Annotated in this window: 29 protein-coding genes; all 29 read left to right on the top strand. The window is 68.9% G+C overall.

The window, feature by feature from the left end:
- Window positions 1-1,130: 1,130 nt before the first annotated feature.
- The 29 genes from ACFWGJ_RS03930 to ACFWGJ_RS03790 all read left to right on the top strand — a co-directional run bounded on the left by ACFWGJ_RS03930 (window position 1,131) and on the right by ACFWGJ_RS03790 (window position 24,869).
- Window positions 1,131-1,502: a hypothetical protein gene (locus tag ACFWGJ_RS03930; protein WP_387320770.1), complete on the top strand. Its 372-nt coding sequence runs from the start codon at window positions 1,131-1,133 to the stop codon at window positions 1,500-1,502.
- Window positions 1,503-1,567: 65 nt separating this feature from the next.
- Complete coding sequence (locus tag ACFWGJ_RS03925; protein WP_387320769.1) at window positions 1,568-2,131, top strand: hypothetical protein; 564 nt, start codon at window positions 1,568-1,570, stop codon at window positions 2,129-2,131.
- 117 nt (window positions 2,132-2,248) lie between these two features.
- Window positions 2,249-2,851 (top strand): hypothetical protein, encoded by a 603-nt coding sequence (locus ACFWGJ_RS03920; protein ID WP_387320767.1) that lies wholly within the window; start codon window positions 2,249-2,251, stop codon window positions 2,849-2,851.
- A gap of 432 nt (window positions 2,852-3,283) precedes the next feature.
- The gene (locus tag ACFWGJ_RS03915) at window positions 3,284-4,489 is read left to right on the top strand and encodes a DUF932 domain-containing protein (protein WP_387320766.1); all 1,206 of its coding nucleotides are present in this window, start codon (window positions 3,284-3,286) and stop codon (window positions 4,487-4,489) included.
- Window positions 4,490-4,731: 242 nt separating this feature from the next.
- On the top strand, window positions 4,732-5,220 hold the full coding sequence (locus ACFWGJ_RS03910) for a hypothetical protein (RefSeq protein ID WP_387320764.1): 489 nt from the start codon (window positions 4,732-4,734) through the stop codon (window positions 5,218-5,220).
- A gap of 141 nt (window positions 5,221-5,361) precedes the next feature.
- Window positions 5,362-5,685, top strand: a complete 324-nt coding sequence (locus tag ACFWGJ_RS03905; protein ID WP_387320762.1) for a hypothetical protein — start codon at window positions 5,362-5,364, stop codon at window positions 5,683-5,685.
- Window positions 5,682-5,888 (top strand): hypothetical protein, encoded by a 207-nt coding sequence (locus tag ACFWGJ_RS03900; protein ID WP_387320760.1) that lies wholly within the window; start codon window positions 5,682-5,684, stop codon window positions 5,886-5,888. Before ACFWGJ_RS03905 ends, ACFWGJ_RS03900 begins: the two co-directional genes overlap by 4 nt.
- A 167-nt stretch (window positions 5,889-6,055) precedes the next feature.
- Complete coding sequence (locus tag ACFWGJ_RS03895; RefSeq protein ID WP_387320758.1) at window positions 6,056-6,865, top strand: hypothetical protein; 810 nt, start codon at window positions 6,056-6,058, stop codon at window positions 6,863-6,865.
- A 159-nt stretch (window positions 6,866-7,024) separates the two neighbouring features.
- Window positions 7,025-7,831: a hypothetical protein gene (locus ACFWGJ_RS03890; RefSeq protein ID WP_387320756.1), complete on the top strand. Its 807-nt coding sequence runs from the start codon at window positions 7,025-7,027 to the stop codon at window positions 7,829-7,831.
- 161 nt (window positions 7,832-7,992) lie between these two features.
- Complete coding sequence (locus ACFWGJ_RS03885; protein ID WP_387320755.1) at window positions 7,993-8,337, top strand: hypothetical protein; 345 nt, start codon at window positions 7,993-7,995, stop codon at window positions 8,335-8,337.
- A gap of 61 nt (window positions 8,338-8,398) precedes the next feature.
- Window positions 8,399-8,638 carry a hypothetical protein gene (locus ACFWGJ_RS03880; RefSeq protein WP_387320753.1) on the top strand — a complete coding sequence of 80 codons (240 nt, stop codon included), beginning with the start codon at window positions 8,399-8,401 and terminating at the stop codon, window positions 8,636-8,638.
- Between the two features lie 45 nt (window positions 8,639-8,683).
- Window positions 8,684-9,382 (top strand): hypothetical protein, encoded by a 699-nt coding sequence (locus tag ACFWGJ_RS03875; protein ID WP_387320751.1) that lies wholly within the window; start codon window positions 8,684-8,686, stop codon window positions 9,380-9,382.
- A gap of 142 nt (window positions 9,383-9,524) precedes the next feature.
- Entirely contained in the window at window positions 9,525-10,016 is a 492-nt protein-coding gene (locus tag ACFWGJ_RS03870; protein ID WP_387320749.1) for a hypothetical protein, read from the top strand.
- A gap of 389 nt (window positions 10,017-10,405) precedes the next feature.
- On the top strand, window positions 10,406-10,756 hold the full coding sequence (locus ACFWGJ_RS03865) for a hypothetical protein (protein ID WP_387320748.1): 351 nt from the start codon (window positions 10,406-10,408) through the stop codon (window positions 10,754-10,756).
- 174 nt (window positions 10,757-10,930) lie between these two features.
- Entirely contained in the window at window positions 10,931-12,403 is a 1,473-nt protein-coding gene (locus ACFWGJ_RS03860; RefSeq protein WP_387320746.1) for a ParB/RepB/Spo0J family partition protein, read from the top strand.
- Window positions 12,404-12,487: 84 nt separating this feature from the next.
- Entirely contained in the window at window positions 12,488-12,850 is a 363-nt protein-coding gene (locus ACFWGJ_RS03855) for a hypothetical protein (RefSeq protein ID WP_387320745.1), read from the top strand.
- Window positions 12,851-13,011: 161 nt separating this feature from the next.
- The gene (locus tag ACFWGJ_RS03850; protein ID WP_387320743.1) at window positions 13,012-13,443 is read left to right on the top strand and encodes a hypothetical protein; all 432 of its coding nucleotides are present in this window, start codon (window positions 13,012-13,014) and stop codon (window positions 13,441-13,443) included.
- Between the two features lie 62 nt (window positions 13,444-13,505).
- Window positions 13,506-14,117 carry a cell envelope biogenesis protein OmpA gene (locus ACFWGJ_RS03845; protein ID WP_381833785.1) on the top strand — a complete coding sequence of 204 codons (612 nt, stop codon included), beginning with the start codon at window positions 13,506-13,508 and terminating at the stop codon, window positions 14,115-14,117.
- A 30-nt stretch (window positions 14,118-14,147) separates the two neighbouring features.
- Complete coding sequence (locus ACFWGJ_RS03840; protein ID WP_387320741.1) at window positions 14,148-14,987, top strand: hypothetical protein; 840 nt, start codon at window positions 14,148-14,150, stop codon at window positions 14,985-14,987.
- A 16-nt stretch (window positions 14,988-15,003) separates the two neighbouring features.
- The gene (locus ACFWGJ_RS03835; protein WP_387320740.1) at window positions 15,004-15,474 is read left to right on the top strand and encodes a single-stranded DNA-binding protein; all 471 of its coding nucleotides are present in this window, start codon (window positions 15,004-15,006) and stop codon (window positions 15,472-15,474) included.
- 134 nt (window positions 15,475-15,608) lie between these two features.
- Window positions 15,609-16,727 carry a DNA-processing protein DprA gene (locus ACFWGJ_RS03830; protein WP_387320739.1) on the top strand — a complete coding sequence of 373 codons (1,119 nt, stop codon included), beginning with the start codon at window positions 15,609-15,611 and terminating at the stop codon, window positions 16,725-16,727.
- An 8-nt stretch (window positions 16,728-16,735) separates the two neighbouring features.
- Window positions 16,736-17,956 carry a hypothetical protein gene (locus ACFWGJ_RS03825; protein WP_387320737.1) on the top strand — a complete coding sequence of 407 codons (1,221 nt, stop codon included), beginning with the start codon at window positions 16,736-16,738 and terminating at the stop codon, window positions 17,954-17,956.
- A gap of 126 nt (window positions 17,957-18,082) precedes the next feature.
- Window positions 18,083-18,319 (top strand): hypothetical protein, encoded by a 237-nt coding sequence (locus ACFWGJ_RS03820; protein WP_387320736.1) that lies wholly within the window; start codon window positions 18,083-18,085, stop codon window positions 18,317-18,319.
- A gap of 81 nt (window positions 18,320-18,400) precedes the next feature.
- Complete coding sequence (locus ACFWGJ_RS03815; protein ID WP_387320734.1) at window positions 18,401-18,670, top strand: hypothetical protein; 270 nt, start codon at window positions 18,401-18,403, stop codon at window positions 18,668-18,670.
- Entirely contained in the window at window positions 18,667-19,185 is a 519-nt protein-coding gene (locus ACFWGJ_RS03810; protein ID WP_387320733.1) for a DUF6248 family natural product biosynthesis protein, read from the top strand. Before ACFWGJ_RS03815 ends, ACFWGJ_RS03810 begins: the two co-directional genes overlap by 4 nt.
- Entirely contained in the window at window positions 19,182-20,084 is a 903-nt protein-coding gene (locus tag ACFWGJ_RS03805; RefSeq protein ID WP_387320732.1) for a hypothetical protein, read from the top strand. The genes ACFWGJ_RS03810 and ACFWGJ_RS03805 overlap by 4 nt, the downstream gene beginning before the upstream one ends.
- A gap of 632 nt (window positions 20,085-20,716) precedes the next feature.
- Window positions 20,717-21,946: a tyrosine-type recombinase/integrase gene (locus tag ACFWGJ_RS03800; protein WP_387320730.1), complete on the top strand. Its 1,230-nt coding sequence runs from the start codon at window positions 20,717-20,719 to the stop codon at window positions 21,944-21,946.
- Window positions 21,946-22,329 (top strand): helix-turn-helix domain-containing protein, encoded by a 384-nt coding sequence (locus ACFWGJ_RS03795; RefSeq protein ID WP_387320729.1) that lies wholly within the window; start codon window positions 21,946-21,948, stop codon window positions 22,327-22,329. The genes ACFWGJ_RS03800 and ACFWGJ_RS03795 overlap by 1 nt, the downstream gene beginning before the upstream one ends.
- A 1,139-nt stretch (window positions 22,330-23,468) precedes the next feature.
- The gene (locus tag ACFWGJ_RS03790; RefSeq protein ID WP_387320728.1) at window positions 23,469-24,869 is read left to right on the top strand and encodes a hypothetical protein; all 1,401 of its coding nucleotides are present in this window, start codon (window positions 23,469-23,471) and stop codon (window positions 24,867-24,869) included.
- Window positions 24,870-25,075 lie beyond the last annotated feature (206 nt).

Genomic DNA, 25,075 nt, shown 5'->3' with positions numbered 1-25,075 from the left:
GGGATATGCAGCGCTAGCGCGCTGCATAGAAAACGGCTCCGCTGACGCTCCGCCAAATTCCCGCGCAAGCGCGGAAATTGAATTCCGTAAACGGAATTCAGAAGAAAATGCAATTCCCGCAAGCGGGAATTGCGGGCACCCGCGCAAGCGCGGTCACCTTTCGCTGGCTACAAGGGTCGGTGCATCACCTGCGGCACGGTGTAGCTGCTGGGATTTCAGGACAGTACCTCAGGGGTGACGGACCGTCCGGCTTGAGCAAGCCTGCCCTGAAGCAGTGACGGGCTCCGCTACGCTCCATCCGAACCCCCTTCCTGAACTCCCCCACTTCGTGCGCTCATGCCCGATGACACGCCGTCAGCGTCCACTCAACCGGCTGTCACGGGGCAGCAAGTGTCGGTGCATCATATCGACGCGCGAGCCTAATGCGCGCAGGATGCATCCTGGTCTGCGCTGTGTAGTAACTGGACATAGCGCGCACCACCCCTTAGCTCGAATGGCAGCCACCTGCAGAATTTGGAATTACTGAGATGGATTCCTTAGCCACAGAGCAGAACCCACGAATAGAGAATGTCTGAATTCTAGTTACGGAGCATCGGAGCAAAGCGACGGAACCCGCCACCGAGCCCAGCCCCGCCCGATTTAGTTTGTCCGTCGCTCCCGATCGTTGGAAGTGCGCACCTCCGCATAGGAATTGAGTATCTATCAAATAGATGTCCAATTCTCGTCTGTCGTTCAATGGCGACTCTTCCGCGCCCGGCATAGCTCACCGGCCCAGCGCGGCGGCGGAGCCGACGCGCGGCAGGACACCAGCCGCGCCCGATCCCCGATGCCGCTGCGCCGACCACGCCCGCCCCCGCCCCTTCTCTTTTCACACGGGCAGGGAGTAGCGGCAGCAGAGGGGATGTCAGCAGGCGTACCACGCCTGATTGCCGAGGTGACCTGCGATGACGCCAAGGCCCGGAATCGGGCTGCGCAACATCTAGCGCAACCTGTTACCGCAACACCCTGGAGCAACACCTAGCGCAACTCGCAGCGCAACAGGGGTTCCACCCGAGCACATTACACACTATTATTTGGAGTCCTGAGGGAGGCGACCCTCAGAACCGCGAGGGACCAACGAAGGGGAAGACGTGGAACTTACGATCACTGACGGGATCGTTCGCGGAGTGCGCGGCGCAGACGCGCCCATGACCCCGCTTGCAGTTCAAGCCCGCACGATTGCCAACTTTCTGCCGCTGTTGTGCACGCGATCAGGGGTGAAAATCGTGCACAACACCGACCGGAATTACACAGGAATTAGGTTCGAGACCAAGGCCGTCGGTCCGGTCGTGCTGGAAATGCCGACGAGCGAGGAGCCTTACCGCCTGGTTCAGGAATTTATCGACCCGGACAAGTTGGGTCGCATGGAGGTTGAGTTACGGCGATTTCCTCAGATTTACAAGCCCCACGGAATCGCGCACCTCACTGCTGAATTCCTCCGGTCGAACGGATTCCTGAAGTGATCCGCAAGGGGGCGCCCCGGTTGGGGTGCCCCCTTGCACCCCACATCAAAGAAAGGTAAGGGACCGTGGAGAACACGCGGATTGCACAGCAGGCCCCGGAAGCCGGGGCCCCGCTCACGGATGCCGAGAAGGAGCAGGCCCGTTACGCACTGCGGGAAATGGTGCGCAGTGAGAGGGACTCTGGCGCTCTGAGGGTGCCCCCCGAACAGTTGGACGTCGTCCGGTCGTTCTTCGAACTGGGTTGGGCCATGGGTGTGCGCAGCGGCCACACCGGCCCCTCCATGGCCGATGTTCCGGTTGACCGCGCGACGGTTGACCGCGCTTTCGCGGAACTGCTGCTCTCTAGGCGGGTGGCAAATCAGCTTGCGCTCTCCGTACCTCGGGTTCTTGACCCGCAGGACGCCGGACCGGTCCTGTGGCAGAAGATCAGGTATCACGGGACCCTGACACGGCGTCACGGCGTCTACTGGGTGCGGGCGATCAAGGCGGAGGCCGGGCCGGTCGGAGCGGCTCCCAGTGTCCGCTACGACCTGTGCGAGGTGATCGACGGGATGACGGTTCTCGCCATCACGGACGTCCGGCCGCAGAGCCTGACACCGCTCTCCGAATTCCGTGCGCCACTGGACTAAGTGTGCAGGTCAGGGGTAGGTTTACCTACCCTTAAAACACACTATTATTGGCTTTGTTCGGGGGTGGTGGCCCCACCCCCGACCCCGCAGAAACCAACGTCGAAGGGGAAGCGAGAAGTGACAGAGCAGGAAGTACCGCAGATGCTGCCGGAGGTACAGAAGTACTTCCAGAGCATTGAAACGGCCACCAAGGCTCGGGACGCGGCCGAGGGTTCGGCAGCCAAGGCCTACCCGGAGCGGACCAGCTACGGCGAGACTGGTCGACGCCAGCGCGCCGCCTACAGCGAGGAACGCGATAAGGCCTACGACGCGTTTACGGACGCCCGTACGGCAGCTTGGGACGCACTCAGGTCGTCCGGTGACCCGCTGGTCAAGTGGATCGCTGAGAACTGCGTTGAATACCCCGAACAGGCTCAGCGCATCCTCGCCGCTCTTCCGGCCACGATCGACGAAATCGATGATCTGGCGGACACGAACGACTGGTGCAGCGTCTGGGACGACTTCAGGCGGCGGGCGACGGATGCCGGAGTCGTGCCCCCCGCAAATCCCCCAAGCCCCGCCAGGAAGGCGCTCTTCGAGCGGATCGACGAGGAAGGGTGCTGCCGCATGGGTTGGAGGGCGAAGCGGCGCATCGGCATAGCCCTAGACGCCCTGATCCAGGAATCCCTGACGGCTGCGGCCAGCTCCACGGAGGCAAACGCCGGAGAGGTCCCGGCCTGACCGAGACGGGCCACAACCCGCCGAAGCCTGAGTAGCGGCAACACCGAGCCGCCGCGCCCTGTTTCCCACCTCGACAGGGCGCGGCCCCGGGCAGGCCCACTAGCCAACAGCTTGCCCCTTCCCCGGCTCCGCCCTCCTCGCAGATAGGTGCGGGGCGGCGAGACTCACGTCAAACAGCCGAGCAGCGGGCTGATGTGACCGCGGCCGAGAGCTCAGCAGCAAGAGCGCGACGTCCAGGGGCCGGCGCTCACCGCCCCTGCCCAGCCTGCGCCGGCGGCCAAGTCCACCGCCCCGGAGGGCGGCGGTGTCGACGTACGAAAACAGCCAGTTCAGAGGGGGGTTCACTTACTCCTAGTAAACACTATTATTGATGTTGTTCGGGGGTGGTGGCCCCTCCCCCGACCCCGCAGAAACCAACACCGAAGGGGAACCGTGACTATCACCGACGTGAACACCGCGTTCGCGGGCGAGAAGGCCGCACAGATCGAAGCCGTCCGCGAACAAGAGCGCTCCTTGCAGGCCCGTGTCGACCGGGGCGAGGTCCGCATGATCGGCACCGACCGCTACGAGGTCCTCACCGGCTGGGACCGTGGCGAGACGTTCACCGTCTCCCGCAACACCGAGGGACAGATCGAGCAGATCATCGCAAATCACGGGCTCGAAGAGCGGACGGATGGCTCCATCACCCTGTATACGTCCTCCCCGGCCTGGCACGGCCTGGGCCAGATCATCCCCGGCGGCACCACGGACATCGACGAGGTGCTGCGTCTGTCCGGGCTCGACTTCGAGGTCACCACGGTGCCCGCACTGTACGAGTGGCAGGGTGAGACGCGCGAACACGCCGACCAACAGCACACCGTCCGCACCGACACCGGCGCCGCCCTCGGTGCAGTCGGCTCCCGGTACACGCCCATTCAGAACCGGGCGGGGTTCGTGTTCCTTCAGGAACTGGTGAGCCGCTATGACGTGGTGTGGGAGTCCGCCGGACTCCTTCGCGGTGGGAAGCGCGTGTTCATCTCCATACGCCTCCCGGAGACGGTCACCGTGGACGCGCACGGCATCGACGACATCGTGGTCCCGTACATCGCCGTCATGAACGACCACTCCGGCAACGGCCAGTTCCAGTGCGTCGTCACCCCGTGGCGTCCTGTCTGCGCCAACACCGAACGGTTCGCCGTTCGTGACGCAGTCACCCGCTGGGCCGTCCGGCACACCGCCGGAGCCACCAGCCAGATCAAGGAAGCCCGCCGCACCTTGGGCCTGTCCTCCCAGTACTTCGAGCAATTCGCCGCCGAAGAGACCGCGCTCGCCCGCACCGACATAGCCATCGCCGACTTCCACCAGGCGATCGCCGACCTGTGGCCCCTCGATGACGACGCGTCCAGCCGTAAGCGCACCAACCACGCCGCCCGGTTGGACACCCTCAACGACGTGTTCCGCACCGAGAGCGCACGAGTCGGACGCACCGCCTACGCCGCCGAACGCGCCATCACCGGCTACCTCGACCACCTCACCCCCCGACGCCCCCCGAAGTCCATGACCGAGGAAATTGCACGCGCCACGGCCGTACTCGAAGGCGCCGACGACGAGATCAAGAGCAAGGCACACCGGCGCCTGCTCCAACTCCACACCCGCTGAGCCCCGAGACCGGCGGCCTCAGCTGACAGACCCCCGTGCGGGCTGGGAACTTCCCCGTCCCGCCCAGCCCGCACGGGCCAACCTCCCCCAGTAGCGCGGAGCACGCCCACCCCGTCCCCTGCCGCATAACGCAGCGCGACGCGTTGACGGAGCCGACCGCGCGCCACAAAACATCTGCGCCCAGGGGCGGTGCGGCTGGCCTCCGGCTCCCACCGCTCCGCCCCGCCCTACGAGGAGTTCTCATGTCTGCACGCCCGGAGCTCGCCCACCCCGGTGACGCCGCCATCGCGGCCGCCATGAGTCGCACGCTCACCGCCCTATCCGCCGTGTTCCAGACACTCGGAGACGGAGAACACACGCTGAACCTCGTAGCCCAGCGAACCGACCACGCATTCGTCACAGGACGAACCGATCTTTCCATCAGCATGGAGCCGCTCCACCTGGCCGTGCTGGACGAAGAAGAGTTCTGCGCCCTGCGCATGCTGCTGGTATTCGCGCTGGAGGGCAGCACGATGCGCAGCGCAGTCCTGATTGCCACCACGGCCGCCGAGCCCAACCCCCACGCGTGCGGCTGGTCCATCCGGGACGGGTGGCTTCACCCCATGAACACGGCCGCGCTCCAGGAGGCCGTCGTTCCGTGCCCCGACGTCGCCGCCATCGAGCGCGAGGTCTACCGCGCCCCCGTTCTCCTCCAGCTCCCCGACTCCGACTTGGAGGACCCGCATGCGTGAGCCGGAGCTTCCACGGCCCGACGACGCCGCCACGGCGTCCGCCATGGGCCGCGCCCTGCACACGCTGAGCGCGTTGTTCCCGGCCCTCGGCGAGGGACCCACGAGCTCAGCATCACGGCCGAGCGTACGGACGGCATGGAGGTGAGCGCCGACCTGTACGTGTCCGTCGAGCCGGGCTCGGTGCGCGTGGATCACTCCGCTGAGGAGTACGTGCAGTTCTTCGTGCTGCGGACGTTCGCGCTGGAGGAGAGCACGGCACGTGACGTCGTCCTGGCCGCCACGACCGTCGACGCTGGCATACGCGCGTGCGGGTGGGACGTGCGCGCCGGGTGGCTGCACCCCATCGACCCGGCCGAACTCCAGAAGGCCGTCACGTCCTCCCCCGCAGACGACGCCGCGCCGTACGTGGTCTGTCACGCCCTCGAACTGCACCGCCCCGACAAGGCCGCTGAGGAGCGCTCATGAGCGAGAAGCCCGCCATCACACCAGGCGGCTACTGCGCCAACACCACGCCGGTACCCGGCACCACCGAGCAGGTCAACGGTCACGCACTCGGCGGGAAGTTCTTCAAGATGCACGGCCGCCGCTACGCGGACTGTCCCTGTAGCCGCCGTCCCAGCCTGACCGACCGGGGCAAGCTCCGCCGACACAAGCCGCCGGAGGAGTAGCCCTCTCAGACGCCGTCCACGCCCCTCCCCGGTACGGGGGCGTGGACGGCCGCCCTGGGCAGCGCGCCACTGGCCGACTGCCGCCCCGCGCCCGCACCCTCCCCCTTCGGCGAGCGCGGGGCGGCAGGCCCCAGCCCACCTAGTCGAGCCCCGAGGAGTCGCAGCCCATGACCAGCCCGAGCCTGACCATCGACACGCCCGCCGGCCCCGTGCATGCCACCGCAGGCCGCGACGCCGACGCCGTCGTGTTCGAGTTGGGCGGAGCAATGCGCGGCAGCGTGCATGTCACCGGTACCACCGACCCCCACCGCTGGGACCAGTTCACCGCCGTACGCGCCTGTCTCGGCCCCGTGAACGCCTTCAAGACCACCGCCCCCGACGAGGACCTCCCGCGACTCGCCAGAGGCCGCACCGGCTACCGCGGCAGCCTGATCCTCTACCGCGGCAGCCTTGACCGCCCCGAGGTCTCGGTAAACCCGCTGTCTTCCGCCGCCGATCACCCGCCGTCGGAGAAGATGGCCGCGGTGCTCACCGCCGTCCTGCGCGGGTGCGCCGAGCACGTCACACAGCGCGCCGACCTGCCCGCAATCCTAGAGGCCTCCCGGCAGCGCGACACCCCTGGCCTGCTGCGCTTCCTCACCTGGTCCGCCTCCTACCACCAGGCCGAAGCCGTCCGCCTGGAGCGCGAAGCCCGTGCAGCGCTCCCCGCGCAGAAGGCCGCCGAAGCTGCCTGGAGGACCGCCGCACGGTGGCTCGCCCTCTCCCCGCACCCGGTCCTGCTGCTGATGCTGGCCGACTGCCCCGACTCACTGACCCGCAAGATCAGGGGGTTGCAGTGGTGGGCCCCCTACTGCGTCGACGCAGCCGCTGAAGAACGTGAGCGCGCCCGCCGCGCTCAGGTGGAGGCCGCCTCCCTGCGTGCCCAGCAGCGCAGGCGCCCGCGCGGCAGCCGCCCGTCCCTGGGCAACGCCCCCTGACAGCCTGAGAACGGTGCAGGTCAGGGGCGGGTTCACGCCATCCCGCTAAACACTATTATTAGCAGAGAGAGCCGCAGGGGCCGCCCGGCCCCCTTCAGGGCGTGAGGAGCCCTGCGCCGAGCACACCCGCCCGCCATCCAAAGGAGTGAACAGAGCGCCATGACACGTGAGTTGACCACGCAGGAGCAGTTCGACGCCTTCGCCGACGAAGTGGCGCGGGAGCTGGGTACGCACTGCCGGACAGTCGAACTCATCGACTACGACGGCGGTTTGGGACGGCTCATCATCACCGGCGACGGCCGCGCCCTGCGCCTGTGCCAGCCCGACGACCGCCACCCCGACAGCCTCAAGATCCACGCTGCGTTGCCGGACGGGAACAAGATGATCGCACCGTCGATCGGGGTCACGGCCCGCACCGCCCGCCACGTGGCACGCGAGATCACCCGGCGGCTGTATCCGCTGCACACGGAGGCCGCCCGGCAGGCCGCCGAACTCGCCGCGAAACAGGAGGCGGAGGAGAGCGACCGAACGGCCTTCGCCCGGTCGTCGGGCCTGCTGGCCCGCATCCTCGACACGGCCCGACCGGGCCACCGGCGCCTCGTCTGCAGCGTCTCGGCGGCACCCGAAACCCTGGTCGCCGTCCTTCGCGCGGACTCGGATCCGGACGGCGCGAGCCAGCTCGACGAGGCCGAAGCCGTCGAGTTCACCACGATCCTCGCCCTCGGTCTGGCGAGCGGGAGCCCCGGCGGACTCGTCATACGGACCGCCGCGCCGAGCTCCCCGGATCAGGTATACGGCTGGCGACTGCGCACGGGAGACTTCGAACCCCTTACCGCGGGCGAGATATTCGACGCCTACTGCACGAACGCCGATTCCGGCGACCTCGTTCCCCCGGAATCGGACGTCGACTACTGCGTGCCTCCGGACCTCGGGCCGGACGCCACGCCGTCGACCCACCGGCGCTGAAAGGCCCCCTGGAGCTCCGTAGACCAGCAGCTCAGAGAGGGGTTCACGCAAACTCAATGCACACTATTACAGGAAGTGAGCCCGGGTCGTCGCCGCTCCGGCATCCCGCCCGCCAGGGCGACGGCCCGCCCTCTTCCCCACGCCCAGCTCCAGGAGTTGCCATGCTTCGAACGCTGCGCCGCGCCCTGCGACCGACACGTCTCCGCATTCCCGCCCTCCGGTTCGCCGCCGGGATCGCGGAACTGCCCCCCACCGCGCGCGAAGCACTCGGCACCGACGTCACGGCCGGGGAAGCCATCGCCTACAACCGCGTCCGTGTCGCCACCGCGACCGCCGTCTCCCTCTACCGCAGCGGATACACGCTACCGATGACCGACGACGACCTGGACGACGCGGTGCGCGCCCTGGACTTCCCCTACTCGGTCCCGAGCGCGGAGACCCACGCGTCCATCCGTGCCGCGCTCGCCGTCCTGGAAGCCGACTACACCGTCACCCTCACCTGCTGACCAGCCGCACGCTCCGACCGTGGGCCGCCCCGGCCAGTGCGGCCCACACGGAAGGAGCCCAGTGTTCCTCGTCGTACCCGACCCCGCTCACGGACTCGTTGCCGCTCCGCAGTCCTCCGAGGACCTCACACCCGCCACCGAACAGTCCCTTGCCGCCCAGGGGTTCACCTGGAACGACGAAATCGAGGCGTACACCCGCCAGGCCGGCTACGACCCCGCGGCCGTGGACGGCACCGCCCGCATGCTGCGCGATCTGGGCCACTACGTCTTCTCCGCCTACAGGCCACTGCCCAGGAGGTGACCCCCGCCCGGCCAGCCTCCGCCGCCACATCCCACCCTTGCGCAGATGGAGTTCCGCCATGCCCCGCCGCGGCGGCCCGTCCGGTACGCCGCCGTGGAGCACGACGGACGCCACCAGGTCGTGGACCAACTCCACGGGTACGAGCTCAGCAGTTACGCCACCGCCACGGCCGCCGAGGACGCGGTGCACGAGCTGACTGCCAGCCCGACGGCCGCGATCGAGGCCGTCGAGGAGTTCGACGCCGCCCAGACGGGCCCGGCCGCCACCGAGCGTCGGATCCTGCGCCGGTACGGATACGACTTCAGCCTGCGCCAGGACGAACTGATGGCCCTGCGCGGGGAGTTCAGCCCTGACCGGCTGGAGACTCTGATTTCCGGTGGACATCTGGCCATGGCGTTCAGCCCGGCCGGTCTGCCGTACTACACCACGCCCGAGCGGTACGCACAGCTGTCGCCCCGCTGGATTCGGGACGGCGACGAGTCGTTGCCGGCCGCAGACGTCGCACGCCTCGAACGCCCGCGCCCCGCAATTGAGTTGCTGCCCGCGCGCAAGCGCTACGCCCCGTGCGAACTGCACGGGGTCACGCTGTGGCGGTGCCTGTTCTGCGGGCCGCGCGAGCACTTCGAGTGTCAGCGGGGCGAGTGCGCCGCCAACCGCGTCACGGCCTACTGCGAGCGCTGCGTACGCATGGACCCTGGGCGCACCTTCCCGCTGCCGCCCGGCCGAGAGCACGACTGGCCGTAAAGCGGCAGGTCAGAGGTGGGTTCACATCCCCCCAAAAGACACTATTATTGCTTTTGTTGGTTCTGCGGAACGCCCCGTACGGCGGGGCCGCTGCCCCGCCGTACGGACCCCCTCACTGCCACACCACGGAAGGACACCGCCAATGAAACACCAGGAACTGGCCGCGCTGCTGGCCGAGCCGACCACACCCCTTATGCGTGCCGCGCTCCGCGGTCTTCCACCCAAGACCCTGGAGACCCTGGCCACCGTCGCCGACCAGGCCGCAGAACAGGGATGGCGGCAGGTGATCGTCGACCGGGTCCGGGTCTGCGCCGACGAGCAGCCGGGAGACGCACCGCAGGCCGTGGCCGCGTACTTCACAACGACGGAGCAGCAAACGGACAGCGGGACGCCCGTCTGCTGGAGCCCGTTCATCGCGGCGCTCGCGCCCACTGAGGAGATGCCGGACCTCAGGCACACCGAGACCACGGCGATCATGGTGCCGGTCGGCGAAGCGGCGAGGACCGAGGAGGACTTCGCGGACCCGGAGCTGACCGAAGCGCTCCAGCGGCTCGCGGCACTTGACCCTCCCCAGCACGACGACGTCCTGCATGTCCATCTGCCAACCTCCCGCGTCACCCGCGTGAAGCCCTGACCGCCCATGCGGACGGGCGCCCCGCTGAAGGGGCGCCCGTACGGAGGCACACCGTGCCCGTTCCGAACCTCTGCCACGCCTGCCACGTGGACCGCTACCAGCCAGAGAGCCCGGGCGCTTACCGGTGCTGCTCCTGCGACAAGCGGGCCCTGGAGTGGACGCTCACCATCCAGAGGGACGAAGGGCTCGTCGCGCTCGTGGGCGTCCTCCAGGCCCTCACCGACCGGCGCTGCCATGCCCCGCACCTGGGAGCCAGCCTGAGCCTCGCGATCCGGGCCATTCGACGCCGCGATCCGGGCCGCCCACGCACACAGCTCACACCCGTCCGTCCACGCCGGCCCCGTACCGCCCGCGCTCCGAACCGGCCTCCGGGCCAAGAAGGTTGAATCATGTCCGTGTCCCACGCCGTCTACGCCGTCTACGCCGTCTACGCCGTCTACGGCGTCGTGGTCGCGCCGCTCCAGGAGCAGGCAGCGCTGGAAGAGTCGCTGGACACCCAGGCCCACCGCCCTGCCAGCGGGAACCTTGCCGACGTGCGCGTGCAGTTGTTCACGGTCGGCGACGCCGAGCACACCATCCTCGGAACGGGCTATGAGCAGCTCGGGCCCGACACGTACCGGGCAGTGCCGCCCCTCCCGGTCAGCGCCGCGTGGGACAACGCCTTGCTCGGGCACGTGAGAGACCTGGGACTCATGGTCCGGTCCGGTCCATGCTGGCTGGTCGTGCACGACCTGAGCTGAGGCCGCGAGCCGTCGGCTGCGCTCCACCGCGCCCAGCACCACAGACCTCCAGCAGAGCCGCATTTATGCAGGTCAGATGGTATCTAGCCCCCACATTAAAACACTATTATTCGATATAAGCGGCGATACCCCACCGCTTCAATTCGCCGCACAGGCACGTAGAAGGAGAGCCCCATGGCAACCGCCGTCTCGACCCCGCCCACCGAACCCGCGACGCCTGAGGAGGGAGCCACGCCGCAAATCGTCCTGCTCGATCCGGCGCAGGTGGTGCGTGACGAGCAGAACGCCCGCGAAACCGGTACCGAACCGGACGAGGAACTGATCGCCTCCGTCAAGGAGATCGGTGTCGAGGAGACCATCAGTGTCCGGCCCCGGCCCGACGGCACCTACGGCGCGTTCAAGGGCTGGCGGCGCGCGCAGGCGCAGCAGATCGCCAATGCCACCGCCGACCAGGACGGCCGCCCGGTCCGCAGGATCAAGGCGCACGTCCGGGAAGACCTGGTCGGCCGCGACGGCTGGACCCGGTTCCTGTCTCTGGTGGAGAACAAGCACCGTGAAGGGATGAGCGAGCGCGACATCCTGAAGTCGCAGGAGCTGTCCCTGATCGACATGAGCGACGTCGAGCGACGCCAGGCCACCAAGGCCCTCGGCGTCAGCCGCAATGCCGCCAAGCAGGCCAAGGCAGCGCAGAAGCTCGACGACGCCACCCTTCGCCGGGCAACCGCCGGAGGCATGGACCTGGAGCAGACCGCCCAGCTCGCCGAAGTCGAGCACGTGCCCGGCGCGGAACGCCGTCTGCTGCAAGCACTGAAGCGCGACCACGAGGAGGGCAACGGCGGGCGCGGCCACTGGGACCAGGAGATGGCGCTGCTCAAGGCCGAGCAGGACGACATGGCGGCCCGGACCAAGGCCGAGGAAGACCTCAAGACGGCGGAGATCCCGTTGCTGCGGCAGCCGGGGTGGGGTCAGAAGGACCCGTCCAAGCCGCTGGCCGAGCTGACCACCAGGCTGGGCAATCCGCTCACCGAGGACAACCACAGGAACTGCCCCGGCCACAGTGCCCGGCTCGACGACGAGCACCAGCCCGTGTGGCACTGCTCCGACCCGGCCGCGCACGGCCACAAGGTTCGCCCGCAACCGAAGAAGCCCAGGACGCAGGAGGACGAGGCCAGGGCGGAGGAGCGCCGCAAGGTCATCGCCTGTAACCGGGCCTGGAAAGCCGCCGCCGGTCCCCGACAGGACTTCGTCGCCCGCCTGGTGCGCCAGAAGACCCTGCCGGACGCGGCCCGCGTCTTCGCACAGGAGGTCGTGCTCACCCTCCCGTACTTCTACAGCTCCTGGACCGACAAGCACGAGTCCAAGACCGTCGCCCGCTTCCTGGGCATCAAGGAACCCGAGCACGCGGACCTGGCGGAGACAGCGGCGCAGCTGCCCAAGGCACGCGTCGTCAACGCGCTGTTCGCGCACGTCGCCTCTGCCTGCGAGTACGACATCCGCGAGCCCAAGACGTGGTCGAACCTCACGGCGCGGCAGGCCCGCTACCTGCTGCTCCTCGAAGCGCTCGGCCAGAACGACAACGGCAGCTACCGGCTGTCCGAGGTCGAGGACCAGGCGGTCGCCCGCCACCGGCCCGACACCGCCGCCTGACCGAACCTCCCCGCAAGCCCCCGGCCGGGCACGCCCGTGCCCGGCCGGTTCCTCCACCCCCGCGTCACAGATAGGCGAACCAGCATGACCGTCACCATGGACGAGGTCCTTGACTTCATCGGCAACCTGCCGGATGCGATCCAGGTCGCGAAGGTCCAGGAGGCCTCCGCGCAGCAGCTCCGCGCGATCGACAAGGAAGCCTTCACGGGCATCGTGGCCGGACGCCGGGCCCGCATCAACGACTCCCTGCGCCCGGCCCTGCTGCGCGGCCTCACCGGCACCGTGCAGGAGCGCAATCGCACCGGCAGCCGCGCGGGCTTCCTGCTGGACGAGGAGTCCACCCGCATCCTGCGCCGCGACCCGCGCAACACTAAGTACCGCATCCCCGAGGACACCAAGCGCTTCCGCACCCGGGCAGCGGCATCCCCGTCCCCTGCCTGGAGGTGATCGAGGACGGCTGACCGGGCCTGACGGTGCCGCTCCGGCTGAACGAGCGCCTGCGGACGGGGCCGCCCCGTCGGGCCACCCCGCCCGCAGGCCGCCAACTTCCTCCCTCTTCCGAGGCCTTTTCCTGGCCACGGCCCTCACGAAAGCAACGTTTCACCGCCATGTCCGCGCCAGCACAAGCCCCCCGGGAAGGACAGCAGGCCCTGGTGCTGGTCATCAGCGACAGCCCCGACGACGATCCGGTCGGTCTGCGGACGAGCCCGGTCCCCCGCATGCATCTGCCGTCGCCGTCGTTCAGCGCCGAGGAGTACCACCGTGCTCCGCTCGTGCTCCTGGACGACCGCAGCTACAGCGACTTCACGCTCCGCCACGTGCCGCCCCGGCCGGGACTGATCGTCGTCCTGGTCGCCCCCGACGACGGCACCATCTATCCCCGGGCCGCCGCCATCGGCGCCGAGGCCGTGATCCGGGCCGGAGACAACCTCAACTGGCTGCATCTGCGCCTGCACGCCGCCACCGACTGCCGCTACGCGCACTGGGAAGCGCTCCTGGCCGGCGGCCCCGCCGACCCTCCCCCACCGGCCATCAGCTGACGCCCGGCCTCCGAGCCCTGTGGCGTCCGCCTCACGCCCACCGCGATCCGAAGGAACTGCTCATGCACGCGATCCCCCAACGCTGTGCCCACCGGCCACTGGCGGGCGGCCTGGTGGTGCCGTACGTGACCCTGGTCCACGACGGCCATGCGGCCTTCGGTGTCCTCGACGCCGACAAGACCGTGCGCGCCTTCCGGCGACGCCTGTGCCAGATCTGCGCACACCCGCTGGACGAACGGGGCTATCTGCTCGTCCGCCCCGCCGACGTCGTCAAGAGCTGCTCCCCGGAACCGGCGCTGCACCCCGAGTGCCTGCCGTACACGGCCGAGCACTGCCCGATGCTGAACGGCAGTGCCACGCACTACCGCCGCAGCCCGGTCCTGGCCAGTCACCCCGCCGGCCGGCCCTGCACCGATCCGTCCTGCCCCTGCCCGCCCAGCACCCCAGACGAGGGTCACTCCGCGCGCAGCGGCAGCCGCGCCGACCGGTACGAGGCCTGGATGATCCACACGCACAACTACCAGCTGGTCTCGCTGCCCGAGCGGCCCGATGCGCCCTCCGGCATCAGGCTCGACGTGCCCGTCCTGCGTAAACGCGTGCTGCGCACCGCGACCCTCACCCCCGACCAGCAACACCTGATGGACCTCTGGAACGCCCTGATGGACGGGACCTGACCGTCCCGAACCGCACGGAAGGAAACCGCCATGCTGATCAAACCGGACCCGGCCACGCCCGCAGGCGAGGCCATCATCGACCTGGCCGACCTGATGGACGGCCTCCAGGAGCGCACCGGCGAATGGCCGGGAGCGGACACCCTCGACATCGTCGGAGGGTGGCTGAGCCGCTTCACCTTCGCCGTCCCCGGGAACTTCACCACGAAGACAGCCGGCCGGGCGTGGGTTCTGCGCCAGTGGGACCGGCACACCGATGAGGTGACCCTCTGGTCCGATGAGGCCTCCGCGCTGGCTTCACTCGCGCAGGAGGTACGCAGTTCCTGGGACGACGTGGGCGGCACAGACGGTGTCCCCTACCGGCCTCCCGCCGACGACCAGGCGGTCGTAGACCTCTACTACGGCTCGGACAAGAGCCGCGGGGACGCGGGCTACACGCTGTACCCCGCCGACATCTCCCGCCACGTGCGCGCGCCCCTCAGTCTCAGCCTCTTGGACGCCGAGGCCTGCGCGGAGGCGAACAGTGCGGCGGTCTTCCACTCGATGGCGGGCCCCGACGACGAAGGACTCCCGTGCATCGAGATCGCGGGCATCCTCGTGTTCGTTTACCTCGATCCTGACCGCGAGGGGGTCCGGGTATCCGTTCACCTGGACACCACCGACGAGCAGTTGGTCCGGGCCGACGGCACAGTCCCGATGCAGGTGGAGGTCGAGACCGCCACGGTGTTCGACAACCTCACCCCACCGCCAGCCCTGAAGGCGCCGACCGGATGGAAGGCCTGGCTCCGCCAGAGTGGCCGCCGTGCCGCGCTCTCCGGCAGCGGGGAGTCGCGACAGGGGGTTGACCATCCATCAAGAAACACTAGTATTTGAATTAGGAAGTGTTTGCATGGCCCCGTCCGTCACGCACGTGCCCGGCACCATCACCGGTGACGTCGAAGTCCGCTTCACCCAAAACGGCATCGCCGTCTGCCGGTTCCGCCTCACGGAGACCCCCACCCAGTGGGACACCGCCACACAGAAGTGGCGTGACGGGACCCCTATTCCCTACATCTGCACCGCCTGGCGGGACCTGGCCAGCAACGCCGCCGAGTCGCTCGTCGACGGAGTCAACGTCCTGGTCAAGGGGCGCATCACCGAGATCAGGGATAACTCCATCTACCTGAGCGTCGACGACCTCGGCATCAGCCTGCGCAGGCGCATCGCCTACACCGAGACCAGCCTGCCCAGTCCGATCGCCGCCCGCCCGGTCACCGCACCCCCGGCGCCTCAGCCCACCGCCGCGTCCCGCCCGGCCACCGGGCGACCGGGTAGCCCACCCGCCTGGTGGGAGCAGAAGCGGGCCTCCCGCTGGTCCTAGCCCCGGCTCTTGCCGCTCAGCGGCCGACGGCACTCCCCTTCCCGTCGGCCGCTGGCCACTCCTCCCTTCGCCCGCCCCTGCGCGGCACCGGTTCGCCTGCCGGTGCCGCGCCCTGCCCGAAAGGCCGTCCATCCATGCCCGCGCACGCCCTGTCCGACCGAGCCGCACGCGCCGCGCTCGCCGCCCACTTCGCCCCCGGCCAACTCGCCGCCGACCTCGACGAGTACACCCCGGCCGAGGTGTGGGACCGGCGCGTGCGCGGCGACGCCAGCGGGCGCCTGGCCCACTACCGGCCGCACGACGAACTCGCCCAAGCGGAGCTGACCTGCCCGTTCGTCATCCCCTCGGACAAGGAATGGCCCACCGCCCTCGCCGACCTGGGGCCCGCCTGCCCGCTGGGCCTGTGGGTCCGCGGCCGCGAGCGACTGCCGCAGCTGGCCGACAGCGCCGTCGCCGTGACCGGCAACCGGGTCCCTACCGAGCAGGCCGTCGCCCGCGCGCACGACTTCGCCATCGCCCTCGCGGAGGCCGATCACACGGTCACCGCCACACTCGCCTACGGCGTCGACTCCACCGTCCACCAGGCCGCCACCGAGACAGGCCGGGCATCCCTCGCCGTGCTGCCGCGGGGCCTGGACGGCGCCCACCCCCACGCGCACGCCCCGCTGCTGCGCTCCATCCTCGACAGCGGCGGCGCGGCGGCCAGCCTCTACCCGCCGGGCACAGCGGTCAGCGGCACGACGCTGAAGGCCAGTGCCGTTCTGCTGGCCGCGCTCGCCCGGGCGTTGATCCTCGTCGAGGCCCTGGACCACGTCGAGGCGATGTACGCGGCCGAGATGGCCGTCGACCTCCACCGGCCCCTGCTCGCCGCGCCCGCCACCGGCGACGTCCGCTCCAGCGGCAACGCCCGGCTGCTTGACGGGCAGCTCGCCGTCATCAGCCCGGACCCCCGTCTCGCGGTCGCCCTGCCGCACGCGCGTGTGTCCCGCGCCGGCGACATCGCGGACGGCGACCTGCTCCTTGCCGCGGTCCGGGAGGAGGGAGCCGACTACTTCAGCGCGCCCTACATCGCCCACCCCAAGCCCTTCGACCCGTCGTGCGGATGCGGCATGTGCTGCCTCGTCACCCAGCCCGGCGACGTGGTGGTGCTGTCCCAGGGCGATCCCTGGGAGTCCTGCGACCCGTGGCCCGCCGACGACCTGCTGCTCGTCGTCTCCGCCCCGCGGCTGCCCGACCAGCCCCTCGAAGAGTGAGAGCCGCCATGACCCGTACGACGTACACGCCGTCACTGCCCGGCCTCACCGCTGACGACGACCTGGACACCATCATCAACTGGGGCCTGGGCGCCGACTCCACCGCGTACCTCGCCAGGATGCTCACCGCCCCGGAGGCGCACAGGATCGACCTCGATCGCACCGCAGTCCTCTACATGGCCACCGGCAGCGAGTGGCCCGAGACCCGGCTCCTGGTCGAAGAGTTCATGCTCCCGCTGCTGCGCGAGAACGGCGTGCGCTTCGTCCAGCTGGCGCGCAACGGGCACCTCCTGTCCGACGGGATCACGATCCTGGATGACTCCCGCCGCCCCGAGCAGCTCTTCGCGCGCGGGCCGTGGACGCTGTGGGACGACCAGGAGTCCGTCGGCACGGTGCCCCAGGTCGCGGGCACCCGCAAGTGCTCCCTGTGGGCGAAGGGCGACGTCGGGGACTGGTGGCTCAAGCAGGTCTTCGGCGGTCGGCCGTTCAGGCAGATCATGGGCTTCAACGCCGACGAGGAAGGCCGCCGCTTCAGCGACCAGATCACCTCGAAAATGCCCGGCCGCACCGGGGAGTTCCCGCTGATCGACTGGGGCTGGCACCGGCAGCAATGCGAGGCCTACCTGCTGAAGCGGTTTGGCGTGCTCTGGCCGAAGTCGTACTGCACGTTCTGCTGCTTCTCCTCCTCCAGGGGCGCGCTGCCCGCCCACATGGAGCGCATGCGCTCCCACCCAGACATCGCCGGCGAGGTGCTGCGCCTGGAGTACACGGCGATGAGCCTCAACCCGAACGCGAAGCTCTACGGCCGCAAAAGTCTCCTGGAGCTCTTCGACCCGACTCAGCCACGGGACCGGGCGTGCCTGGAGGCGTTCAAGCGCGAGCTCGACATGCCGTGGGCGCTCTACCACGTGCGCCGCCTGTTCCCGCTGTCCAAGGACGGCAGGAACAGGCCGGTGAAGCGCTCCACCGAGCGCGTCGATCTCGGCCACCCCCACCAGCTCGCCCAGCGGCTGATCTCCATCTCCGAGCGGCACGGCATCGACGTCGAGCACGACCCGGTGTACGGGCGCGCCCGGGCCTGGGTCCGCCCTCGCGCCCAGGGCCGGCCGATGGCGGAGGAACTCTTCGCCACCGCACCCGCCCGCGTGATCAACAAGCAGGACAAGAACTTCGAGCACGACTGGGACGCCCTCGTCACGGGCTCCGCCGCCCAGCTCCCCCTCGTCTGAACCGCCCCCGACCGCCGCCTCCGGAAGGACATCCCGTGCGCCCATCCATGCCCTCAGCCCCTGCTCCTCCTCTTCTCCGCCGTGCTGTACGTGGCCACGCCTTCCGGAACTGAGGTACAGGCCGTCATGCAGGCCGGACTTCTGGCCTGCATGACGACCCCGGCCCAGGGCAACGTGCTCCCGCCCGGCGCCCTGTACGCGTGCGACAACGGCAGGTTCGGCAAGAGCTGGCCCGGCGAGCCGGCCTGGTTCGCCTGGCTGAAGGCAACGGTCGACCGCTACGGCCCCGACCGCTGTCTGTGGGCCGTCGCCCCCGACGTCCCGATGGACGCCACGGCCACCCTCGCCGAGTCGCTGCCCTGACTGGAGCCCATCCGCGCTCTGGGCATCCCGGCCGCGTTCGCCGCCCAGGACGGCAGTGAACACGGCCTCGTTCCCTGGGACTTGGCCGACGTGCTGTTCCTCGCGGGCTCGACGAACTGGAAGACCTCACCGGCCGCCCACCGCCTCGCCCTGGAAGCCCGTGAGCGCGGCCTGGGCGTCCACATGGGCCGCGTCAACTCCCGTCGGCGCCTGCGCATCGCGCAGGCCTTCGGCTGCACCAGTTGCGACGGCACCTACCTCGCCTTCGGGCCCGACACCAACCTCCCCCGCCTCCTGGCCTGGATGAACGAACTCCACACCACCCCAACGCTCTTCGGAGACGAATCATGACGACCCGCCTGCGCCATATCGGCGCCGCGATCATGGGCATCCTCGACCCGATTCCCTCTACCTACCCCTCCCCGATGACCGAGGAGGAAGGCGACTGGGTCCGCGCACACGCCTGGATCAAGGGACTGCGCAAGATCGACGACGCCTACCCCCACGGCTTCCACCGCTGGTGCTCCTGCGAGCGCGGCATCTGCCCCGGCTGCGCCTCCGGGCACCACGACCGGTGTGTCAGCGCCGGCGGCCCCCGCATCGACGAGCACGCCGACACGGTCACCGACACCCAAGGGTTCGTTGTCGCCGTGATCCTGTACAAACCGGGCCAGCGGCCCTGCCGGTGGCTCTGCCCCTGCCCTCACCCAGCGGACGTCGAGGAGGCTGCCGACACCGGCGGCCCCGGGAAACCCACCGCCGCCCGACGGGCCGTGCCCACATCCGGGCCTGCTCCGAACACAGAGGACCAGCTCACGCTCCTCGCCGACGACCCGCAGGAGAGCGGGGACGGGGAGGCACCGTGAGTTCCCCTGTCCAGGAAACCCTGCCGTTCGCGGAGCTGCGGGAGGTACCGACCACGTCACCCTGGTGCCAGCGGTGGCGCGAGCGGAGGCACTCCTGGGCGCATGTCCGAGACGGAGGTTTCGACGCCCGCCGCTACACCGTGGACGTCATCCCCGACGAGGAGCCCGGCAAGGGGTTCGTGCTCGCACACCATTACTCCGGCTCGTACCCGGCGGCGAAGGTGCAGTTCGGCCTGTACGACGACGTCGACGGCGAGCGGCGGCTTTGTGGTGTGGCTGTGTTCGGGGTGCCGGTGAGCACCGCCGTGCTCACCAAACCGCTGCCGGAGCTGCGGCCGTACACCGAGTCGCTGGTGTGCTCGCGGTTCGTCCTGCTGGATGAGTGCCCGGCGAATTCGGAGTCATGGTTCCTCGCGAACTGCCTAAAGCACCTGCTCGCCAGTGGTGTACACGGAGTCGTCTCGTTCGCGGACCCTGTCCCGCGCCGGACAGCCTCGGGGGTTCTGGTCATGCCCGGGCACGTCGGCACGATCTACGCCGCGACGAATGCCGTGTACGCCAGCCGGGCCACCGCCCGGACGGTGAAGCTCCTGCCGGACGGCACCGTCTTCCACGAGCGCACAGCGCAGAAGATCCGCCGTCAGGAGCAGGGTCACCAGTACGCCGAAGCCCAGCTCATCGCGCTCGGGGCTCCGGTGCCGCGGGCCGGGTGCAACCCGGCCGTCTGGCTTCGGGAGGCCCTGCTCGCGGTCGGCACCCGCAACGTACGGCATCGCGGAGCACACCGCTACGTATGGCGGCTGGGCCGAAGCCGGCGCGAGCGTGAGCAGATCAAGCTCGGCCTCCCCGCCCAACGGCCCTATCCCAAGCAGCCCGACCCCGAAGCGATCGTGGTCTGAGGGCTGTTCAGCCGCGCAGTCCGTACCGCCCGCCGCGGTCGCCGCCCATTGTCCCGTCATTCCTCGGGAACAGGCCCATACCCGTCCTCTGGAATCCGCCGCCGACCCTCTCAGTGCATCGGCTCGAAGGCTTTCCCGTGACTGGCCACGCGCACGGCTCCAAGGACACCGCCCCTGGTCGACGCGGCCCGAGAACCAAAGCCGCTACAGCATCCACACCGTCGACACCGCACAGAGCCAGTTCCTCCTGTCGATCAGCAGCGTCGTCATCGCCGACGGAGACGACGAAGATGGTGTATCAGGCGTTCACCCCGCAGGTCCGCGCGCTCAGGAGGGAAACGGACGGCCCACTGTTGTTCGCCAACGTGCTCGGGATGCGGGCCGAGGAGAGCCCGGACCGGCGCAACCGCTCTGGGCAATGTTGCGCGGACTGCATCAACGGGTTCGCCGTGAAGTACCTGGACAGTACCGCTTCTCGTGGCCAGCCGCGTCGAATGGTCCCTCGAAGGAGTGGTTCCTTGTTGCCTCCAGCCTGCGCGACTCCTGTGGCTGGTGTACTCCGTGCACCGGTGGTGCAGCGGCTGCATCACCGGTGGGTGTCACGAGTAGCTTCCGATCGCGGAGGGTGATGGATGGCTCGCGGGAGTTCGGGCGATGCAACCACCGTGCCCGGGGTCGCCAGGCTGCACGTCGTCGAGGGCGTGTCGATGTTGCGGCCGCAGGCCGCGATCTTCGAGAAGACACTGCAAGGGTTCGGCGATCACCAGCGGGCCCGCCATCTGGCCCCAGAGACGATCAGGTCCCGTGCCCGCATCGTCCGGCAGGTGCAGGCGTTCGCAGACGGCTATCCGTGGGAGCCGGTCTGGAACCACGCCCTGTTCGACCGCTGGTCGGCCATGCAGGCGAAGAAGGTGACCACCTCCACGCTGCGGGGCTATCAGGGCGATCTGGCTCTGTATCTGACCTACTTGTGTGATCCGGCCTATGAGTGGCCGCAAGTCTGCATGGAGACGTTCGGCACGTTCGCCGGCTTCGCCTTGCGTGACCTCAACGCAGTCCGGCACGCCCAGGAGTACATGGGGCAGCCAAGCGGCAACCGGCCGCTGTCGCGGGCCGAGATCACGAAGCTCTTCGGGCAGATGGACCCGGAGATCAAGCGGCTGCGGGCGGCAGGACACAAGGGCGCCTTGGCCGCCGCCCGTGACCTGGCGATGTTCACCACGACGTACGGCTGGGGTCTGCGACGGCGGGAAGCTGCCCGGCTGGAGACGCACGACTGGCGGCGACAGGCCAAGTTGCCGGAGTTCGGCGATTACGCGGGCCTGGCCGTCCGCTGGGGCAAACCGGCCGGTCCGGGGCAGCCGCCAAAGCGACGGATGGTGATCTCGGTCTGGCCCTGGGCAGTGCAGACCGTCCGGCTCTACATGGAACACATCCGCCCGCAGTTCTACCTCGACCGCCCGGATGACGGGGTGATGTTCCCGACCGAGCGCGAGGAGATGATCTCCGAGCGTGCGTTCAACCAGCGATTCCAGCACTGGCGCGAGCTCGCCGAGCTGCCGGAGTGCCTGGGCCCGCACTGCCTGCGGCACACTTATGTGACCAGGCTGATCGAGGCGGGCTACGACGGCCAGTTCGTGACCGAGCAAGTCGGCCACTCCCACGCGGCGACCACCGCGATCTACACCGCGCTCAGCAGCGACTTCAAGAACCTCAAGGTCCGAGAGTTCCTGGACGCAGCCGAGGAGGCTCAGCTTGCGGCCGCGTTCGCCAGGGCGGATGCCGAGGCGGAGATGGACGACGACTTCAGTGATCAGGCAACTGGCGAGCTTGTCGGCGCCGGTCGGTCGAAGGAGATGTGATGACCGCGGTTCCCGCTGGCAACAACCCGCAGGAGAAGGCGGGGCAGGAGGCTCTCCACCCACGCTATGAGTGGCGGCTGCAGGAGCTGATGGCTGTCCGCAAGAACTGGTACAGCACCACCAAGCTGGGGCCTGAGCTGCGGAAGTTCGGGTTCGAGCTGGACCGCAGCAGCATCTACCGGCTGGTCAAGACCGACCGTCCGCCGAAGATGCCGGTGGAGCTGATCCTCGCGCTCTGCAAGATCCTTCAGTGCACGTTCGAGGACCTGGTCGTCGAGGTCGAGCCGGACCCGGACGTCGAGGAGCCGACGCCGAAGGGCCCGCGGCCTGTGGTCCCGGATATGCCGCTGCTGTCGACGGACTTCTTCGATGCGGAGGGCTGAGGGTGGGGCGGAAGGAACGCGGCATCTGCAAGGGCTGCGGCAAGGACCGCTCGATCGCGCTGAAGTCGAAGGGCCTGTGCTACACCTGCTGGACCAAGCTCCGGGAGACGGAGACCTGCTGGCAGTGCGGACGTCAGGAGCCGGCCGCCTTCCGGGACGAGAAAGGGTCCTGGTGCCGGCTCTGCCGGGCGAGGAATCTGGCCGAGCCGTGCTGCGTCTGCGGGCGGGGCGGGAGAGTCGCAGAACGGCGGGACGGGAAGCCGGTCTGCCGTCGCTGCTCGCAGCGCGAGCGTCGCATCCCGCGTCCGTGTCATGTCTGCGGCCGCGTCATGAAGGCGACGAAGAACACGCCCACGGGGCGGATGTGTTACACCTGCCACCGAAAGACTCTGCCCAAGGAGGAGTGCTGGGTCTGTGGTCGCATGGTCGTGGCCTCGGCTCACACCAAAGAGGGTGCCTGGTGTGAAACCTGTCGCAAGCGGGCGCTCGCCGAGCCGTGCTCCCGCTGCGGCATCACCCGAACGATCACCGCCCGCGAGGAGGACGGGAGGCCGGTCTGCAGTGCCTGCTACCAGCGGGGACATCGCGGTGATCGGCCCCGGCACAAGTGCGTCGACTGCGGCGAGATGAAAGCCGTGTACCGGATCGCAGACGACGGACCGCTCTGCGAGAAGTGCAACGACCGGCGGGCGCCCATCGTGCTCTGCCCGCGTTGCGGCAAGCACCGCAAGGTCGGCGTGTTGAGCACCGGGGTCTGCCGGGCCTGCACCCAGCAGATGCGGCGTCGCGAGCCATGTCGCATATGCCGCCGGAGCATGCCGGTCGCCTTTCGCGACACCGAGGGCCAGCCCTGGTGCGACAACTGCCGTCGTCGCGACTGCGCGCAACCGTGCTCCGGCTGCGGCGTCACGAAGGTGGTCACCGCCCGTGACGCCAGCGGACCGTGGTGCTCGGCCTGCTGGCAGCACGCTCGCCCCGGTCCCACCTGCGGCGACTGCGGACAGAACCCGTCCATGCCGATGCCGAGCTGGGACGGCATACCACGTTGCGTCTCGTGCTACGGGGCAGCGAGTGTCCCCTGCAGCCGCTGCGGGACGCTCGCCAGAGCCGAGCGTCGATGGCCGGAAGGCCCGGTTTGCTTGCCCTGCGTCGACGAGGTCCGCTTCACCCACGCGGACTGCCATCGATGCGGCCAGCTGGCGGCCGCCTTCCGCAAGGAGGAGGAAGGTCCGATCTGCCCGGAGTGCGCCGGAGTCAACTTCGCCTACCGCTGCCCGACGTGCAGCGCGATGGGCAGACTTCTGCACGGTCAGTGCCCCCGCTGTCGGGCTCTGCAGGAGCTCGACGAGACGTTCGCAGGCCCCGACGGCCAACGCTCGCCCCAGCTTGCCCCGCTGGCCGAAGTCCTGGAGCAGTATGAGCAGCCGTACTCCTTGGTCCTCTACCTGCGACGGCCCGGCGGTCAGCTGATCCGGGCGATGGCCAGCGGTGACCTGGAATGCTCACACGCGGCCCTGGACGGCCTGCGGCAGACAGCGTCCGTTCAGCACCTACGCGGACTGCTGGTACTGGCCGAGGTGCTGGAGCCGCGCGAGGAGCAACTGGCCCAGTTCAGGCGGGACGTCAAGGTATGTCTCGATGAGGTGACGGACCCGCACGACAAGACTGTCCTTGCCCGATACGCACGCTGGCATCTCATGCCTCTCGCTCACCACCGCCTCGAACGGTCCGGTCTCAACCGGTTTCAGCGCGAGCATCTGCGCCGCAAGCTGCAGACGGCACACGTACTGCTCACCCACATCCGCCGCCGCGGCACCACACTCGACAACGTCACCCAGGCCTTCGTCGACCGATGGCTGATCGCAAACAAGCCCCGCCAGAACCAAGCCCGCTCCTTCTTGCTCTGGGCCGCCACCTCCCACTTGATCCCTCAGAACGTCGCGATCGCCACCGCGACCAGGACCGTCGACCGGTCGATCATGAGCGATGCCGACCGGATCCTCACCGCTCTCCGCCTGGAGACCGACGAGTCCGAGCACATCACCGACCGCGTTGCCGGCTGTCTCGTCCTCCAATACGGGCTGCGAACCGACCGACTCGTGAGCCTCACAACCGACCACGTCCTGGTCCACCCAGAGGAGCCCGGCGTCCTCGGTCTCCAACTCGGCCGGGACCCGCTCTGGCTTCGGCCGCGGCTGTCGGCATTGCTCCAACGGCTGATCAACGAACGCCGCTCACTGGCCGCCCCGCTCAGGACCCGCGAGACGCCCTACCTCTTCCCCGGCCTCCGACCCAGTCAGCCCATGACCTCCACCACGCTGCAAAGACGACTTTTCCGCCTGGGCATCCCCAGCACCAGCAAAGCCCGCAACGGGGCCTGGCTGGCCATGGTTGGCGCTGTCCATTGGAAGATGCTCGCCGATCTCCTCGGCCTCGCCGATGGCACAGCTCACAACTGGCACAAGCTCAACGGGGGAGACCGCGCCAGCTATGTCGCCAGCCGGCTCAAAGCCTCTCAAGCACCTACCGAACCCGAGTAGGAACCCGCTGCACGTGACGTCCGGCTCCACCGCTTCACTCGGCTCACCAGGACTCAGTTGTTCTCGGATCGGCCGGAATAATCACGTCAGCCAAAGGGTCGGCCTGCCGCATAGTCGCAGTGAGAGCAGACCATAGAAAACAATCTTGACGGGTAGCCGGGGTGAGGCGCGTGCGCCCCCTAAGTGCACCGTGCAGAGTTTCGTGC

Source organism: Streptomyces sp. NPDC060205 (genome assembly GCF_042728395.1).
In the GTDB taxonomy this organism is placed as follows: domain Bacteria; phylum Actinomycetota; class Actinomycetes; order Streptomycetales; family Streptomycetaceae; genus Streptomyces.
The sequence above is the reverse complement of the archived record's forward strand: the minus strand, read 5'-3'. Positions and strand labels throughout refer to the sequence as shown.

Excerpts from the sequence above, each read along its gene's own strand:
- ACFWGJ_RS03845 (WP_381833785.1), top strand. The coding sequence starts at position 13,506 with ATGCACGCGATCCCCCAACGCTGTGCCCACCGGCCACTGGCGGGCGGC.
- ACFWGJ_RS03900 (WP_387320760.1), top strand. The coding sequence starts at position 5,682 with ATGAGCGAGAAGCCCGCCATCACACCAGGCGGCTACTGCGCCAACACC.
- ACFWGJ_RS03870 (WP_387320749.1), top strand. The coding sequence starts at position 9,525 with ATGAAACACCAGGAACTGGCCGCGCTGCTGGCCGAGCCGACCACACCC.
- ACFWGJ_RS03820 (WP_387320736.1), top strand. The coding sequence starts at position 18,083 with ATGCAGGCCGGACTTCTGGCCTGCATGACGACCCCGGCCCAGGGCAAC.
- ACFWGJ_RS03860 (WP_387320746.1), top strand. The coding sequence starts at position 10,931 with ATGGCAACCGCCGTCTCGACCCCGCCCACCGAACCCGCGACGCCTGAG.
- ACFWGJ_RS03825 (WP_387320737.1), top strand. The coding sequence starts at position 16,736 with ATGACCCGTACGACGTACACGCCGTCACTGCCCGGCCTCACCGCTGAC.
- ACFWGJ_RS03865 (WP_387320748.1), top strand. The coding sequence starts at position 10,406 with ATGTCCGTGTCCCACGCCGTCTACGCCGTCTACGCCGTCTACGCCGTC.
- ACFWGJ_RS03890 (WP_387320756.1), top strand. The coding sequence starts at position 7,025 with ATGACACGTGAGTTGACCACGCAGGAGCAGTTCGACGCCTTCGCCGAC.
- ACFWGJ_RS03910 (WP_387320764.1), top strand. The coding sequence starts at position 4,732 with ATGTCTGCACGCCCGGAGCTCGCCCACCCCGGTGACGCCGCCATCGCG.
- ACFWGJ_RS03810 (WP_387320733.1), top strand. The coding sequence starts at position 18,667 with ATGACGACCCGCCTGCGCCATATCGGCGCCGCGATCATGGGCATCCTC.
- ACFWGJ_RS03885 (WP_387320755.1), top strand. The coding sequence starts at position 7,993 with ATGCTTCGAACGCTGCGCCGCGCCCTGCGACCGACACGTCTCCGCATT.
- ACFWGJ_RS03795 (WP_387320729.1), top strand. The coding sequence starts at position 21,946 with ATGACCGCGGTTCCCGCTGGCAACAACCCGCAGGAGAAGGCGGGGCAG.
- ACFWGJ_RS03855 (WP_387320745.1), top strand. The coding sequence starts at position 12,488 with ATGACCGTCACCATGGACGAGGTCCTTGACTTCATCGGCAACCTGCCG.
- ACFWGJ_RS03830 (WP_387320739.1), top strand. The coding sequence starts at position 15,609 with ATGCCCGCGCACGCCCTGTCCGACCGAGCCGCACGCGCCGCGCTCGCC.
- ACFWGJ_RS03850 (WP_387320743.1), top strand. The coding sequence starts at position 13,012 with ATGTCCGCGCCAGCACAAGCCCCCCGGGAAGGACAGCAGGCCCTGGTG.
- ACFWGJ_RS03835 (WP_387320740.1), top strand. The coding sequence starts at position 15,004 with ATGGCCCCGTCCGTCACGCACGTGCCCGGCACCATCACCGGTGACGTC.
- ACFWGJ_RS03800 (WP_387320730.1), top strand. The coding sequence starts at position 20,717 with ATGGCTCGCGGGAGTTCGGGCGATGCAACCACCGTGCCCGGGGTCGCC.
- ACFWGJ_RS03875 (WP_387320751.1), top strand. The coding sequence starts at position 8,684 with ATGGAGTTCCGCCATGCCCCGCCGCGGCGGCCCGTCCGGTACGCCGCC.
- ACFWGJ_RS03895 (WP_387320758.1), top strand. The coding sequence starts at position 6,056 with ATGACCAGCCCGAGCCTGACCATCGACACGCCCGCCGGCCCCGTGCAT.
- ACFWGJ_RS03840 (WP_387320741.1), top strand. The coding sequence starts at position 14,148 with ATGCTGATCAAACCGGACCCGGCCACGCCCGCAGGCGAGGCCATCATC.